14 protein-coding genes are annotated in these 14,512 nt (G+C 50.0%); 4 read left to right on the top strand and 10 right to left on the bottom strand.

What is annotated here, in order from left to right; genetic code table 11:
* Positions 1-948, top strand: coding sequence for a biotin synthase BioB (bioB, locus tag B7989_RS00935; protein WP_088626777.1), 948 nt, complete (start codon positions 1-3; stop codon positions 946-948).
* On the opposite strand, the gene pdxT is transcribed toward bioB, so the two are convergent.
* Positions 937-1,539 carry a pyridoxal 5'-phosphate synthase glutaminase subunit PdxT gene (pdxT, locus tag B7989_RS00930; RefSeq protein ID WP_088626776.1) on the bottom strand — a complete coding sequence of 201 codons (603 nt, stop codon included), beginning with the start codon at positions 1,537-1,539 and terminating at the stop codon, positions 937-939. The genes bioB and pdxT overlap by 12 nt on opposite strands.
* Positions 1,539-2,417 (bottom strand): pyridoxal 5'-phosphate synthase lyase subunit PdxS, encoded by an 879-nt coding sequence (pdxS, locus tag B7989_RS00925; protein WP_073321625.1) that lies wholly within the window; start codon positions 2,415-2,417, stop codon positions 1,539-1,541. The genes pdxT and pdxS overlap by 1 nt, the downstream gene beginning before the upstream one ends.
* 155 nt (positions 2,418-2,572) lie before the next feature.
* Between pdxS and B7989_RS00920 the strand changes: the two genes are divergently transcribed.
* A complete protein-coding gene (locus tag B7989_RS00920) occupies positions 2,573-3,982 on the top strand; it encodes a PLP-dependent aminotransferase family protein (RefSeq protein ID WP_233144191.1) in 1,410 nt (469 codons plus the stop codon).
* 5 nt (positions 3,983-3,987) lie between these two features.
* Here B7989_RS00920 and thiF read toward each other — a convergent pair whose 3' ends face one another.
* From thiF to B7989_RS00905, 3 genes are read right to left on the bottom strand one after another with little or no spacing between them, the layout of a single operon-like run.
* On the bottom strand, positions 3,988-4,797 hold the full coding sequence (thiF, locus tag B7989_RS00915) for a thiazole biosynthesis adenylyltransferase ThiF (protein WP_088626774.1): 810 nt from the start codon (positions 4,795-4,797) through the stop codon (positions 3,988-3,990).
* A 25-nt stretch (positions 4,798-4,822) separates the two neighbouring features.
* Positions 4,823-5,425: a dimethylsulfonioproprionate lyase family protein gene (locus tag B7989_RS00910; protein ID WP_088626773.1), complete on the bottom strand. Its 603-nt coding sequence runs from the start codon at positions 5,423-5,425 to the stop codon at positions 4,823-4,825.
* 15 nt (positions 5,426-5,440) lie between these two features.
* Positions 5,441-6,400, bottom strand: a complete 960-nt coding sequence (locus tag B7989_RS00905) for a 50S ribosomal protein L11 methyltransferase (protein WP_088626772.1) — start codon at positions 6,398-6,400, stop codon at positions 5,441-5,443.
* A gap of 243 nt (positions 6,401-6,643) precedes the next feature.
* Between B7989_RS00905 and metK the strand changes: the two genes are divergently transcribed.
* The gene (gene metK, locus B7989_RS00900; protein ID WP_088626771.1) at positions 6,644-7,834 is read left to right on the top strand and encodes a methionine adenosyltransferase; all 1,191 of its coding nucleotides are present in this window, start codon (positions 6,644-6,646) and stop codon (positions 7,832-7,834) included.
* A 163-nt stretch (positions 7,835-7,997) separates the two neighbouring features.
* On the opposite strand, the gene B7989_RS00895 is transcribed toward metK, so the two are convergent.
* From B7989_RS00895 to B7989_RS00875, 5 genes are all read right to left on the bottom strand, one after another.
* The gene (locus B7989_RS00895) at positions 7,998-9,026 is read right to left on the bottom strand and encodes an ABC transporter substrate-binding protein (RefSeq protein ID WP_088626770.1); all 1,029 of its coding nucleotides are present in this window, start codon (positions 9,024-9,026) and stop codon (positions 7,998-8,000) included.
* Between the two features lie 67 nt (positions 9,027-9,093).
* Positions 9,094-10,437 (bottom strand): O-acetylhomoserine aminocarboxypropyltransferase/cysteine synthase family protein, encoded by a 1,344-nt coding sequence (locus B7989_RS00890; RefSeq protein ID WP_088626769.1) that lies wholly within the window; start codon positions 10,435-10,437, stop codon positions 9,094-9,096.
* A gap of 152 nt (positions 10,438-10,589) precedes the next feature.
* Positions 10,590-11,303 (bottom strand): ABC transporter ATP-binding protein, encoded by a 714-nt coding sequence (locus tag B7989_RS00885; protein ID WP_088626768.1) that lies wholly within the window; start codon positions 11,301-11,303, stop codon positions 10,590-10,592.
* Positions 11,300-12,520, bottom strand: a complete 1,221-nt coding sequence (locus tag B7989_RS00880) for an ABC transporter permease (RefSeq protein ID WP_088626767.1) — start codon at positions 12,518-12,520, stop codon at positions 11,300-11,302. Before B7989_RS00880 ends, B7989_RS00885 begins: the two co-directional genes overlap by 4 nt.
* Positions 12,507-12,917, bottom strand: a complete 411-nt coding sequence (locus B7989_RS00875) for a DUF4418 family protein (RefSeq protein WP_158212837.1) — start codon at positions 12,915-12,917, stop codon at positions 12,507-12,509. Before B7989_RS00875 ends, B7989_RS00880 begins: the two co-directional genes overlap by 14 nt.
* Before the next feature lie 222 nt (positions 12,918-13,139).
* Between B7989_RS00875 and B7989_RS00870 the strand changes: the two genes are divergently transcribed.
* Positions 13,140-14,444 carry an O-acetylhomoserine aminocarboxypropyltransferase/cysteine synthase family protein gene (locus B7989_RS00870; protein ID WP_088626765.1) on the top strand — a complete coding sequence of 435 codons (1,305 nt, stop codon included), beginning with the start codon at positions 13,140-13,142 and terminating at the stop codon, positions 14,442-14,444.
* Positions 14,445-14,512: the final 68 nt, after the last annotated feature.

Raw genomic sequence — 14,512 nt, 5'->3', positions numbered from 1 at the left:
ATGATAAACAGACAGACTGCTCTTGAAATTTTGAACGCGAACGCAGATTCGTTACCGAACTTGATTGAACAGGCATATCAGCTGCGTACCAAGTACAAAGGCAACCGCGTAAGCATTCAGTTGCTGACCAATGTCCGCAGCGGAAACTGTACGCAGAACTGCGCCTATTGCGCCCAGTCGCGCGATTCCGAAGCACCGATCGAAAAGTACCGCTATGTAGAAGACAAGAAACTTTACGGCGACAACGATCTCGTTGACGAAATGCATTTGGCGAGACACTGCATCGGGCTCAGCGGCATCCGTTTTGCGGATGACGATATCGAAAAACTGGCCGAACGTATCCGCAAGATGAAAAAGAACGACACGCAAATCTGTTGTTCCATCGGGTTCCTGACCGAAAAGCAGGCGTTGATTCTTAAAGAAGCGGGCCTCAATCGCATCAATCACAACTTGAACAGCAGCCGTCGTTTTTACCCGAGCATTTGCACCACGCACACTTACCAGGAACGAATTGACAACTTGAAAATGCTGAAGGGCCTCGGCTTTGAAATCTGCTCCGGCGGCATCATCGGCATGGGCGAAACGCCCGAAGATGTCGTCGATATGCTTTTCGAACTGCTGGAGATTAATCCCGACTCGGTTCCCATCAACTTCCTGCTGCCGGTAGAAGGCACGCGCCTTGCGGAGCGCGATATTTCGGCACTCACGCCCGAATACTGCATCAAGGTGCTTTGCCTTGCGCGCCTAATGCTCCCGAAATCGGATATCCGCTGCGCCGCCGGCCGCGAAGTGTATTTCAAAGGTCACGAGAAGACGCTCTTCAAGGTAGCCGACTCTATTTTTGCGTCAGGCTATCTCACCGAAGGCGGCCAGAGTCTCGAAGAGACCTTCCGCACCATCGAGGCGGCTGGCTTCACCTGGCAAGTGGAAAGTGAATCATCCCACTAACTTCAAGAAATACCGGTGGATGCTCGTGTCGCTATTGAGTTCCGGATGGAACGAAAGCGCAATTTGGTTCTTGTAGCGAACTGCAACGATTTGCTCGGGAGCATCTGCAGTATTCGAACTTGCCGTACGCGAAAGGACTTCGACGCCATCGCCGACCGATTCAAAGAAGGGCGCGCGAATAAAGGTCTGCGGCACTTTTCCGATGTGAGCGACTTCGTTTTCCGTAAAGAAGCTGCCGAGCTGCCTTCCGTAAGCATTGCGGCGGATAATCGCGGGGAGTGTCGCGAAATGCGCCTTGTTTTCGCCTGCAATTTTTTCGGCAAGGAGGATTGCGCCGGCACATGTTGCGAGTACGGGCAGGCCTTCGACAATCTTTTTACGAAGAGGCTCGAAAAGCCCTAAGTCGTGGAGCAGTTTTCCTTGCACGGTGCTTTCGCCACCGGGGAGCACAAGACCGTCCAAATGGCGGTCAAGGTCGCGCAACTGCCTGATTTCAAATGCTTCGGCACCCAGCGATTTGAGGATACGTTCATGTTCAATGAACGCCCCCTGCACCGCGAGTACGCCAATTTGCGGTTTGTTAATTCCCATTACTTTCCCCTTTCGGCCATCAGCAGCGCGATTTCCTGTTCGTTGATGCCGACCATGGCTTCACCCAAGTCTTCAGAAAGTTTGGCGATGAGCTTTGCATCGGTGTAATTGGTAACTGCCTGCACAATGGCTGCGGCACGCTTGGCGGGGTTGCCCGACTTGAAGATTCCGGAGCCTACGAAAACGCCTTCGGCACCGAGTTGCATCATGAGGGCGGCATCGGCGGGGGTGGCAACACCACCGGCAGCGAAGTTCACCACGGGGAGTTTCTTGTTGTCGTGAACGAAGCGCACCAGGTCGTACGACACCTGAAGTTCTTTGGCGCGATTGAAGAGTTCGTCTTCGCGCATACTCGAGATGCGGGCGATTTCCTGGTTCATCAGGCGCATGTGTCGTACGGCCTGGACGATGTCGCCCGTACCCGGCTCGCCCTTGGTACGGATCATCGATGCGCCTTCTTCGATACGGCGCAGCGCTTCGCCCAAGTCCTTCGCGCCGCAAACGAACGGCACATCAAATTCTCGCTTATTGATGTGGAAAATGTCGTCGGCAGGAGAAAGCACTTCGCTTTCGTCGATGTAGTCGATCTCAATGGCCTGCAAAATTTGCGCTTCGGCAAAATGACCGATACGGCATTTGGCCATGACCGGGATTGAGACGGCATCCTGAATGCCTTTGATCATCTTGGGGTCGCTCATGCGCGATACACCGCCTGCCGCGCGGATGTCGGCGGGGATGCGTTCCAGGGCCATCACGGCGGCGGCACCTGCGGCTTCGGCGATTTTGGCCTGTTCAGGGGTCGTCACATCCATAATGACGCCACCCTTGAGCATCTGGGCTAGGTTCTTGTTGAGTTCGTAACGATTCTGGTCAGACATGTAAATCTCCTTGGTTGTGGAATGGTTTAATTTCAGGCTGTAATTTAAAACATTCGCTTGACCTGCACAATATTCAGTTTTTTACTATTTTTATAAGGTCAGTTAAATATCAGATTAGCAATACTAATAAGGTCAGTTTCATGTTCACTTACGATATGTCCAAAGCGGGAGCAAACAGCCTCTACCATTACCTTTACCAATGCATCAAAAAAGATATCGTAAGCGGAAACGTCCTTGCCGAAGAACAACTCCCTTCCAAACGCAACCTCGCGCAGAATCTCGGCATTAGCGTCGTGACAGTTGAAAATGCTTACGCACAGCTCTTGGCCGAAGGCTATATCTACTCGCTCCCTAAAAAAGGTTTCTTTGTCGCAGACATCAACGCAACGGCGGAACCTTGTGCTCAACGCAAACGCAAGATGCCGCGTACCCGCAGGCTCCGCGCAGAACTCACCGACGAGTCAGAACATATCAACCCGAAATACATTGCCGACTTTGCAAGTAACGGTTCCGATATCGAGGCGTTCCCCTTTACCACTTGGGCAAAAATCACTCGCGAGGTCCTTTGCGAAAGGCAAAATGATTTGCTGCAAGTTTCTCCGGGAATGGGCTCGCTAGAACTTCGCCGATCCATTGTCCGCATGCTCCGCGAATTCAGAAATATCCAGGTATCGCCCGAACAGATTGTCATTGGCGCCGGAACTGATTACCTTTATGGCTTGCTAGTACAATTGCTCGGATTCGACAAGTGCTATGGCGTAGAAGACCCTGGCTGGGGCAAAATATCAAAACTGTATAGCCAATACGGCGTCAAGGTGAGTCACATTCCCATTGCGGCGGAAAGCTTCGTAGATTCTGTCAAGAAATCAGACGTCGATGTCGTGCATATTTCGCCAGCGCACCATTTTCCGACCGGGATGGTGATGCCTGTCGGCGAACGCTATCGCCTGCTCAGTTGGGCTGCCGAATCCCCAAATCGCTACATCGTCGAAGATGACTATGACAGCGAATTCCGCATGACCGGAAAACCCATCCCCGCATTACAGAACATCGATGTCACCGAGAAGGTGATTTACCTGAACACCTTTTCCAAGACGATGACTTCTGCGATTCGCCTCAGTTATATGGTGCTCCCGCCGCACCTTGCCGAGAAATTCCATAATAAGCTTTCGTTCTATTCGTGTACGGTTTCGAATCTGGACCAGTATGTGATGGCAAAATTCATCGATCTCGGTTACTACGAGACGCACATCAACCGCATGCGCAACCTGTACCGTGCCAAGCGCGATATGCTCCTGTCGGCTATCCGCAAGAGCAAAATTTCGAACGTCGCCCGAATTTACGAAGAAGATGCCGGACTCCACTTTATCTTGGAAGTGGACACGAAATGTTCCGATATTGAATTCCGCAACCGTGCCCGATTCCGCGGGGTAAACATCCGCGCCCTTTCGGAGTATTATTTTGAGGCAAAGCCATCGCAGCACAAGTTTGTCGTGAACTACTCGTCGGTAGATAAAGCGGGCATGCAAAAGGCAGTGCAGATACTCGCGAGCCTGTGCAACTAAAAAGCTTAATGTTTCAAATCACAAGCAGCCTGTTCGTAGTCAACGAGCTGCGTAATGGTCGGGTGTGTTCCGCAAACGGCGCAGTCGTCGTTATGACTCGGGAGCTTCACCTTGCGAAATTCCGCCGTGAGTGCGTTGTAGGTAAGCAGGTAGCCTGTCAATAAATTGCCTACGCCAAGAATATACTTAATTGCTTCCATCGCCTGCAAACTTCCGATTACGCCTGCGATTGCCCCAATCACGCCTGCCTCTTTGCAAGTCGGCACAGAACCTTTCGGGGGCGGTTCTTCGAAAATGCAGCGATAGCAAGGCCCTTGCTCCGGTACGTATGTCATCAGCTGCCCCTGAAATCCGACAATACCCGCATGCGAAAAAGGTTTCTTCGCCATGACGCACGCATCATTAATCAAGAATTTCGTCGGAAAATTGTCGGTGCCGTCAACGATAAAATCGTAATCCTTGACGAGGTCGAGAATGTTTTCGCTCGTTACGAAAGTATGGTAAGCGATTACATTCACGTCAGGATTCATCGCTTCCATGGTTTCTTTCGCGGATTGCACCTTGGGCTTACCCACATCTTGCGTGGCGTGTATTATCTGACGTTGTAAATTTGAAAGGTCAACCACATCGGCATCGGCAATGCCGATCGTGCCCACACCGGCGGCGGCAAGGTACATGGCCACTGGAGCGCCAAGGCCACCCGCACCAATGACGAGTACCTTCGCGTTCAAGAGCTTCTTTTGGCCTTTTACGCCGACATCTTTAAGAATAATGTGGCGCGAATACCGTTCCAGTTGTTCGTTGGTAAGAGCCATTTTTCTATTGAATTTTCAACCTCAATTACACGTACTTCGAGAGCGTCACGACATCTTCGCCGCTCCATGTGTAAAGTGCGAGTAGAGGCTCATCCCTTGTTTGCATTGAATGGACGTGGTTCGATGGGTGCAGAATAAATTCTCCGGGACCGCGGACTTTTGAAACGCCGTCTAATGTCCAAACGGCAAGGCCCGAAAGCACCACATAAAGTTCCGTGGCAGGGTGGTAATGCGCCGGATACAAGGTATTCTTTCCGAGAAGCGTAAATCCGAAACAAAAATGTTCGTCGTGATACGGCGCTTCGGGCCCGAGGATTTCTCCCCATCCCATACGGTTTCCTAAATCAGGCATATCGGCGCGAGGTTCGTAATTATATTTCCACGGCAAAAAAGGGAGTGCGGGCTTTAGCGCTTTCAGCAAATTTGCAGTCTCTGAACTTCCGTGTTTTGCGGAATCTTCAATCCAGCGAATCAGCGGAGAATCGCTTTTTTCAAAAGTCCCGCTCGGGGCAGGAATTTCACGTGCTACAAACTTGGCCGCCTCTTGACCGATATCATCGTCAATTTGGGCACGTTCATTCAGAAATCGCTTCGATTCTTCAATTAAACGGGCAATAAAATCTTGCATCAAAATACACTCGTTTTACTTCACGCTTGATTTCAGTACGGCGACCGTATGGCCGATCACTTCGCCCTTTAGGAATGCTTCGTAAGCTTCTTTAGCAGTAAGCTTCGAAGATTCCAGCGACTTCTCGATTTCGAAAGCGTTCTTGCCGGATTCCTTCACCGAGATGTTGGCGAATGCTTTTTGCAAGTCGCTTGCGCGGTAGAATCGGAACGGCCCGAGCCCCGCCTTTTCTTGTGCGGCATAGCCCGAAATCACGTCTTCAGGTTCCGCCTGCACCTTCCAGGAATACGTGAAGATTTCAGAAGAAAGGCCCGCCAATTCGCCAAGCTTGATAAACGCACTGAGCGGCACGCGGCCACCGAGTGTAGAATAGACGGCACCCTTGTCGGCCAAGTAATCGCGGGCCTGCTTAAGCGCCAGATAATGCAAATCCAGCATTTGCTCATGCACGAATTCCGGAATCACTTCGACGCGCTTTTCCAGGTAATGGCCGCTGTTTCGTTTGTCTTCAATCTTGGTGTTATCGGTTAACGGAACATTGGGCAGGTTCTCGTAAATCACGTCGTAACGGCGCTTGCCATTTTCAAGAGGTTGTAGAAGGTCGCCTGCACCGAATTCCAATTCAATTGAATCTGCATTCTTCAAATTTTTCTTGATATTTTTGGCGGCGGCATCTACCACACTTTTCTGCAAATCGGTAAAGCCCACGCGTTTTGCGCCCAAGAGTTCAACGCCCGTCAAGACATCGATGCCGGAACCCGTTCCGATTGAAGCGAACGCTTCCACATCGTGCCGCAGGTTCTCGCGGATCAGCTTGAATGCAGGTGCCGCGATGTAGGCCACCCAATCGCTAGTAATATCTTCGGTCTTTGGCAAATAGGCGTGATCCGTTACAGCCACGGAAAGATAATCTTGAACATGTTTCGGTGCTTCTTCTAAAGCCAGATACTTTTTAACATCAACTAAAATACTCATTTATAGGTTGCCTCACTTTTTTTGAGTGCAAATATAGATGTGGACTATAGCCGCGTCCAATACAAAATTTCTAGCGCTTGCTATCAATTTTTTGTATAAGTAAAAAGCCCGTTTTTCCTTGACAAAGTTTATGCATTTATGTAGATTTATGCATAGAAATTCAAACCACGTTTTTTCAGCGCTTGGGAATGCTCAAAAATGCGACGTTCTTTTCGGTGCTGTTAACAAAAGGAGCCTTATACAATGGCACATTATCTCTTTACTTCTGAATCCGTGTCCAAGGGACACCCCGACAAAGTTTGCGACCAGATCTCGGATGCAATTCTCGACGCCTGCCTCGCCCAAGACCCGAACAGCCGTGTGGCTTGCGAAACACTTGCCAACACCGGTCTGGTCGTTATCTCTGGCGAAATTACCACCAAGGCCGTAATTGACTACCAGCAGATCGCACGCAAGACTATTAAGAGCATCGGTTATGTGAACCCGGAACTCGCTTTTGATTACAAGGGTTGCTCCGTACTCGTTGCAGTGGACAAGCAGTCTCCCGATATCGCTCAGGGTGTTGACGCCAAGGCCGCCGAAGGCAAGGAAGATGACAAGCAGGGCGCAGGAGATCAGGGCATGATGTTCGGTTATGCCGTGAACGAAACCAAGGAACTGATGCCGCTTCCGATTAGCCTTGCTCACAAGCTCATGGAAGAAATCCAGAACCTCCGCGAATCCGGCAAAATCAAATGGCTCCGCCCCGACGCAAAATCTCAGGTGACTGTCGAATACGACGAAAACGATAAGCCCGTGCGCGTCGATACCGTGGTGGTCAGCACCCAGCACGACGAATTCGTGAACGGCAAGGAACTCAAGCATTCTACCATCGAAAAGGAAATCATCGAAAAGCTTATCAAGAAGGTGATTCCGGCAAAGCTTTTGGACAAGAAAACTCGCTTCCTCATCAATCCGACGGGCAAGTTCGTGATTGGTGGCCCGCACGGTGACTGCGGCCTGACCGGTCGTAAGATTATCGTGGACACCTACGGCGGCATGGGCCGTCACGGTGGTGGTGCATTCAGTGGCAAGGACCCGAGCAAGGTTGACCGCAGCGCTGCTTACGCCGCACGCTATGTAGCAAAGAATATTGTCGCCGCAGGCCTTGCAGACCGTTGCGAAGTTCAGCTCGCTTACGCCATCGGTTACTCCAAGCCGGTGTCAGTGCTGGTGAATACGTTCAAGACTGGCAAGATTGATGACCGCAAGATTGAAGAAATCGTGAAGAAGACCTTCGACCTTTCTCCGGCCGGCATCGTGAAAATGCTTGACTTGAAGAAGCCCGGCTACCAGGCAACTGCAGCGCTTGGCCACTTCGGTCGCACCGGCGCTCGCTTCACTTGGGAAAAGACGGACAAGGCTGCAACTTTGAAGAAACTCGCCAAAGCATAAGCGAACTCTCTCTAGTAAAAAAATTAAGGCTCGTCAAACGACGAGCCTTTTTATTATGGCCCACACACCTACGCCCCATACATAAAAAACACCCTCGGCAACATGTGTTGCCGAGGGGTCCCTGCGCGGAGAGTAGTGCACAGGAATTTAGGAGTACAAATTATTACTTATTCCAGTCGACTTCGCGGTAGATTTTTTCGGTGAATTCGTCGGCATTCAGCTGCAGGTATCCGACTTTATGCAGCAGGTCTGCAAAGTAGTGCAAGTCGGCTTTCAGGTTGCGGCCACTCTTTGCCTTTTGTTCAGGGGACTGGTATTCATACGACTTGATGAGTGCGGTTGCGAATTCCTTGTCTTCGATAGCGGAGTGCTTGCCTGCCTGCATGAGTTCCACGGTTTCTTCCGGGTGTTCGCTGATCCAGGTGTGCGCCTGTTCGAGAGCGCGGAGGAGAGCCTTGATCTTTTCTGGTTCCTTTTCCAGAAGGATGCCCGAAACATAATAGAAGCAGCAATAGCGGCCTGCAAAAACAGGGTCAGTCGCCAAATCCATCAGTACGTCGGCGCGGCCGTCAACAGCGGCAAGGCTTCCCAGCGGGTCCCAAAGTGAAACCGCTTCGACCTGTCCGCGTTCCAAGGCTTCGAGCGCCAAGTTGCCATCGGCATAGGGTAAGAATTGAACATCGTTTATAGCAGAAACGCCGTTTGCTTCAAGCCAAAGAGTCGCAGCTTGGTGGGGTGTAGCGCCAATGGCGTTCACGGCAATCTTTTTGCCCTTTAAATCTTGAGCGCTACGAATCGGCGAACCCTTCTTGACGAGCAAATGAATGCATCCGACGTGGAATCCTTCGACCACCTTGATGTTCACGCCATTTTCGACGGACTGGAAAAAGGCGAAGTCGGAGTTCGTAATCGGATAGGTTCCGTTGTTGAGGCCGATTTTGCGGGTTTCCGCATTCGCCGACACGAATTTCACATCGACACCTTCCTTGGCGAAGAAGCCTTTTTCTTTGGCGACAAAGAACGGCGCAATGCAAAGGGTTCCATCGGAAACGGGAATTTCGACAGAACCGTATTTAAAAGCGGGTTCATTGGTAGCGGCAGCCTTCTCGGATTTTTCTTCTTCGCAGGCGATGAGTGCAAAGCCCAAAGTGAAAATGGCTGCGAACGATAGTAATGTTTGAATGAATTTCATTTAAAATCTCCTATGATTAATTTTTTTTAGATCCTTCACTGCGTTCAGGATGACACGATGAGGATGTTTAATGTTTTGTTGTACTCGCCTTAATGGCCTGTTCAAAATCGGCGATAATGTCGCGCGGATCTTCGATACCGACGGACACGCGAATCATGTCGTCAGGAATTCCTGCAGCAAGCCTATCCTTCGGCGAAAGCTGAGAATGCGTACTCGTTGCCGGGTGCAGCACGCTTGTGCGGGCATCACCCACATGCACCACCAAGGCAGCGACTTTCAAAGCCTTCACGAACGAGCGAATGGCAGCCTTGCCTCCCTTGAGGCCAAAGGTCAGCACGCCGCTTCCGCCCTGGTAATCGAAATACTTGCGAATGCGCTTGCTGTTCGGGCTAGATTTGAGCGCCGGATAGTTGACCCAGTTTACCGCCGGATGCTTGGAGAGGTATTCCGCCAAGGCCAAGGCGTTAGAACTGTGTTGCGGCATACGCAAATGGAGCGTTTCAAGACCCAAGTTCAAAAGGAATGCGTTGAAGGGGCTCTGGGCTGCACCGAAATCGCGCAAAAATTGGGCGCGGGCCTTGACAATGTAGGCAGCGCGGCCGAATTTTTCAGTGTAAGAAGTGTTTGCGTACTGCGCATCGGGATTGACAAGATCCGGGAACTTTCCGTTATTCCAGTTGTAATTGCCGCCGTCAATCACGACACCGCCCAAGGCGATGGCATGACCGTCAATGTACTTGGTTGCAGAATGAATGACGACATTCGCCCCATGCTTCAAGGGCTTCACCAAGAACGGCGTTGCAAGAGTGTTGTCCACAAGGAACGGCACGTCGAATTCCTTGGCAAGCTTCGAGAACTTTTCGAAATCCAGAACGCCAAGCGCCGGGTTACCAATGGTTTCGCCGAAGACCAATTTTGTATTCGGGCGGAAAGCCTTACGAAGTTCTGCAATAGGCGCTTCCGGGTCAATGAAAGTCGTTTCGACACCGAGCTTAGAAAGTCGAACATCAAGCAGCGTGTAGGTTCCGCCATACACCGCCTTAGAAGCCACAATGTGATCGCCCGCCTTCACCAAATTCGAAATTGCGAGCAATACGGCCGACTGTCCCGAAGCCGTCGCGACCGCGCCCACGCCGCCTTCCAACTCGGTAATTTTTGCTTCAAAAGCCGCTACCGTCGGGTTGCCCGTACGCGTATACTTATTGCCCGACTGCTTGAGGGCGAAAAGACGTTCTACTTCGTCAACATCTTCGTACTTGTAAGTGGTTGACTGGAAAATCGGCAAAACGCGGGGCTCGCCCACTTTCGGCTTCCAGCCCGCCTGCAGGCACTTGGTGCCGAAATTCCAATTTGCCGGATTCGTAACATCCGCTGAGATTTTACTTGACTTTTTCGATGTTTTAATTGACATGTGAATCACTCTCCTTATAAATTTCAATGCGAAAAATAGAAAGGGACTTACAGTTTTTCTAATACTTTGTTTTTATGCGGAATTATCAAAAATTTTTATAACGAAAATGCCCCCGACCGAGTCGAGGGCAACATCACTTAATATTGATTTATTTATAATCCGCCGTAATCAGATTCACCGTTCGGCAAGAGTCTCCCCTTGTGCATGGTGTAAATGCGGTCGCCATACTTGAAGCCGCGAGGATCATGGGTAGCCACAAGTACCGACGTTCCCGACTGCGCAAGTTCCGCCAAAAGGTCAAAGACAATCTTGGCATTAGTTTCGTCAAGGTTGCTGGTCGGTTCGTCAGCAATCACGATATCGGGATTGTTGACAAGAGCGCGCACAATCGAGGCTCGCTTGAGTTCGCCACCCGAAAGCTCCGCCGGCATTTCATTCACCAAATGGGCAATGCCGAGAGTTTCGAGTTTTGAATGAATATCAATATCGACCAATTCCGAAATATCCCTCACCTCAATCTTATTGCCCTCGCGAATCGCCCGCGGCAAGAAGATATTTTCAAGCACGGTAAATTGCGGCAAGAAAACGGATTCTTGTGGAATGTAGCCGATTTTATCGTTACGAATCGCGGAAAGTTCGGCATCTGTCAAACTTGCAAAATCAACACCATTAAAAATGATAGATCCCTGCGAGGGGCGATTGATTCCCGAAAGGAGCGATAAAAGCGTACTCTTTCCGCTTCCCGATTCGCCATAGATTACCGAGAAATCACCGGACCAGGCAAAAAATTCAACATTATCAACTGCGTTAAATTCTTCGCCGCGACGGATATAGGTTTTATATAAATTAGATACGTTTAAAATCAATGTTCTACCTCCCTCAAAGCGGCGTAGGCATCAATCTTGCTCACCTTATTTGCCACACCATAAACAGCCAACGGCCCCACCGAATGCAAAAGCAAAACTACCACAGCGTAAACAGCCGCGATTTCGGCATTTCCCGGAACAATGAAGGGCACGTTCACATGTTCGCCAATCCAAATTTTAAAAGTGAAAAATGCCACGCTCGAAAGCAGCAAGCCAATGTACGTTCCTACCGCCGAAACCAGCAGCGATTCGCCCAGCACAAGAGTCCTTAAACGTTTGCGGGCATAGCCCACAATTCGCAAAAGCGCATATTCACGCCTGCGTTCGCGAGTCGAAAGTGAAAACGAAATCACAATCGCGGCAACCGCAATCACCAAGAAAAGGGCCACGATTGACCACACCACAATCTGCAAAAAGTTCGCCGACTTTTCAAGACCCGAGAACAAATCCTTGCGGGTGCGAATTTGCACGCCGTCAAAGCGGGTATGAATTTCTTGAGAGAGGCGCTCGATATCAGCCCCTGCGCGAAGTTTAATTAAAACGCTGGAGTAAATCGGCGAATCCGAACCTTCGGATTTGACATCCTGATGCAAGAAAATCACGCCCTTGGCCTTAGCTGCCTCGCGGATATCGGCAAGTGTCGCCACATCTACAAAAACGGCCTGGTCCAACTTGTTGCCGACCGGTTCAAGGGTGGCCGCCACGGGGTATTCATGGTCAAAGAACTTGACGGTCTTTTTCTCGCCCACGCTAATTTCACTGCCCACCACGATAGCACCCTTAGGGAGTTTATCCGTAAGGACCTCGTGAATCCAAGGCTGAATCACAAAATCAGAAGCCGGCTCGAAACCGATAATCATGACTTTCTGTTCGCAGCAGCTAGAATTCAAGGTGGTCAAAAAATACTGCGGCGTCGCAATTTCTACGCCGTCAAGGCCACGAATAAATTCTAGCGAGCCCTGCGGCAAATAGGTGTACTTGGAATCGCCCTGCAAAAGTACAGTCTGGTCGTTGATTTCGCTCCCCTGCGGAATCACGATGACATCGGCCCCCAAGCGAGACGAAAGACGATTCAGGCCCTTCGAAAGCGAAAACGACAAAAGTCCACCCACCAAAAGCACCGAGGCGAGCAAAGCAATCAAAAGTGAAAGCCCAAAACTGCGGAATGGGTTTCGCAAGTAATTTTCAATAATCAAATTCAAATCAGTCTTGTTCATTTCGCCTCCTCAGTTTCAAGTAAATCAAATTCAGCGCCGCAAAAAGCGCAATCAGCACACCAAACACAGCAAGCACCGGCCCCGTTATCGCATGGCATGCCATGTGAGCATGCGGGCACACCCCCACAATCACCGTTGGCACAAGCGAAACAAAAACACCAAGCACAAGCGTTACTGCAGAAAGAATGACATGTGCTTTCTTTTTAAGGAGCCCCGCAGCAACGACGGCATTTGCTAGCAACGCAAGTCCTAAAAAAGCATCTACCGTCGTCGAAATTTCACAGCTCATGGTTCCACCACCCATCGGATGGCAAACAGGCAAAATCAACTTGGTAAGTACAATCAGCAATACGCCGAAAATAAGATTAGCAACAACAAATACTTTGTACTGTTTCATGGTACTCTCCTTAAAAAATTTTCGGTGCATAAATTAAAAAGGTATACCGAAAATGTCCAATACTATATCGCTATGATTTGTTATAGGTTTTTATTATAACACAGACAAATTCAACAGCGTCGCACATATAGAAAAAATCAATAATTCAGCATAAGAATTAAGTATTGGACGCTATCAAAAACCACATCTATATTTGCTTTCAAAAAAAATAAGGAGAGTTTAATGTCAAATCAATTTTCTTTTGATACGCTTAAATTGCACGCAGGCTATAATCCTGCTGAACACAACCACGCCGTTTCGGTGCCCATTTACCAGACAACCGCATTTACGCTCGACACCGTAAAGCGCAGCGACGATCTGTTTTATTTCGACAGCGCCGAAGCACTTTATACACGACTTTCTAATCCGACAACGGATGTACTTGACGCGCGCCTTACGGCACTCCACCCGGGAGCAACCGGAGCTGTCACGCTTTCTTCGGGCATGGCCGCGGTTACGTATTCGCTTTTGAACGTCACAGCAGGCAAAGGCAGAATCCTTGCAACAGCTCGTTCTTACGGCGGATCTTTCGATAGTTTCGAACAAATTTTCGGAGAGACGGGCGTCAAGTATGACATTGTAGAAAACCCTGACGATCCGGCAAATTTCGAGGCACTCGTCAAAGAAGACACCAAAGTAATCTACATTGAATCGATTACCAACCCGAACGCCACCATTCTGGATATCGAAGCGATCGCAAATATCGCCCACAAGCACGGAATCCCGCTGATTGTCGACAACACCGTGGCAACCCCCTACTTGCTGAATCCATTTGATTTCGGCGCCGACGTGGTTGTTTATTCGGCCACCAAGGGCCTTACAGGCCACGGCAACGTGATTGCCGGTGCCATTGTAGAAAACGGCAAGTTCAACTGGAAAAACGGAAAGTTCCCACAGTTCAACGGCCAGCCGCATTTCTTGGTGTCGCAGCAGGGCGTACCCCGCAGTTTTTACGACGTGTTCCCGGATACGCCTTTCACCGGCCGCATCCGCGCCATTCACCTGAATTACCTGGGCGGTGCCATCGCCCCGTTCAATTCTTACTTGGTGCTTCTTGGAATTGAAACCCTTTCGGAACGTCTTTCGAAATCGGTAAAGTCTGCTGAAAAGATTGTAGAATTTTTGGAAACGCGCCCCGAAGTTTCTTGGGTCAATCACCCGCACGCAAAAAACAGCAAGTACAAGGCGCTCGCCGCCAAGTATTTCCCCAAGGGTGCCGGCGCAATCCTGAGTTTTGGCCTTAAAAAGAACGACCGCGCAACCATTATCAAGTTCTTGGAAGCCGTAAAAGTATTCAGTTTCCAGGCAAACATCGGTGATGCCCGTTCGCTCATTATCAACCCGTCTACAACCACCCACATCGAGCTCCCGGAACGCGCTCAGGAATTGGCCGATATCCATTCCGAAACCATCCGCCTCTCGATTGGTCTTGAAGACGTGAACGATTTGATTGCCGACCTGGAACAAGCCTTCGCCGCAATCCAATAGCACGATTATAACCATAGTAAAACCTAAAAGGTGGCTGCATTTAGCAGTCACCTTTAATTCTTGGCAAA

This window comes from Fibrobacter sp. UWB5 (genome assembly GCF_002210295.1).
Classification (GTDB): Bacteria; Fibrobacterota; Fibrobacteria; order Fibrobacterales; family Fibrobacteraceae; genus Fibrobacter.
The sequence above is the reverse complement of the archived record's forward strand: the minus strand, read 5'-3'. Positions and strand labels throughout refer to the sequence as shown.

Bases quoted from the DNA above. Each gene is read 5' to 3' on its own strand.
- bioB (WP_088626777.1), top strand. From the start codon at position 1: ATGATAAACAGACAGACTGCTCTTGAAATTTTGAACGCGAACGCAGAT.
- pdxT (WP_088626776.1), bottom strand. From the start codon at position 1,539: ATGGGAATTAACAAACCGCAAATTGGCGTACTCGCGGTGCAGGGGGCG.
- pdxS (WP_073321625.1), bottom strand. From the start codon at position 2,417: ATGTCTGACCAGAATCGTTACGAACTCAACAAGAACCTAGCCCAGATG.
- B7989_RS00920 (WP_233144191.1), top strand. From the start codon at position 2,573: ATGTCCAAAGCGGGAGCAAACAGCCTCTACCATTACCTTTACCAATGC.
- thiF (WP_088626774.1), bottom strand. From the start codon at position 4,797: ATGGCTCTTACCAACGAACAACTGGAACGGTATTCGCGCCACATTATT.
- B7989_RS00910 (WP_088626773.1), bottom strand. From the start codon at position 5,425: ATGCAAGATTTTATTGCCCGTTTAATTGAAGAATCGAAGCGATTTCTG.
- B7989_RS00905 (WP_088626772.1), bottom strand. From the start codon at position 6,400: ATGAGTATTTTAGTTGATGTTAAAAAGTATCTGGCTTTAGAAGAAGCA.
- metK (WP_088626771.1), top strand. From the start codon at position 6,644: ATGGCACATTATCTCTTTACTTCTGAATCCGTGTCCAAGGGACACCCC.
- B7989_RS00895 (WP_088626770.1), bottom strand. From the start codon at position 9,026: ATGAAATTCATTCAAACATTACTATCGTTCGCAGCCATTTTCACTTTG.
- B7989_RS00890 (WP_088626769.1), bottom strand. From the start codon at position 10,437: ATGTCAATTAAAACATCGAAAAAGTCAAGTAAAATCTCAGCGGATGTT.
- B7989_RS00880 (WP_088626767.1), bottom strand. From the start codon at position 12,520: ATGAACAAGACTGATTTGAATTTGATTATTGAAAATTACTTGCGAAAC.
- B7989_RS00875 (WP_158212837.1), bottom strand. From the start codon at position 12,917: ATGAAACAGTACAAAGTATTTGTTGTTGCTAATCTTATTTTCGGCGTA.
- B7989_RS00870 (WP_088626765.1), top strand. From the start codon at position 13,140: ATGTCAAATCAATTTTCTTTTGATACGCTTAAATTGCACGCAGGCTAT.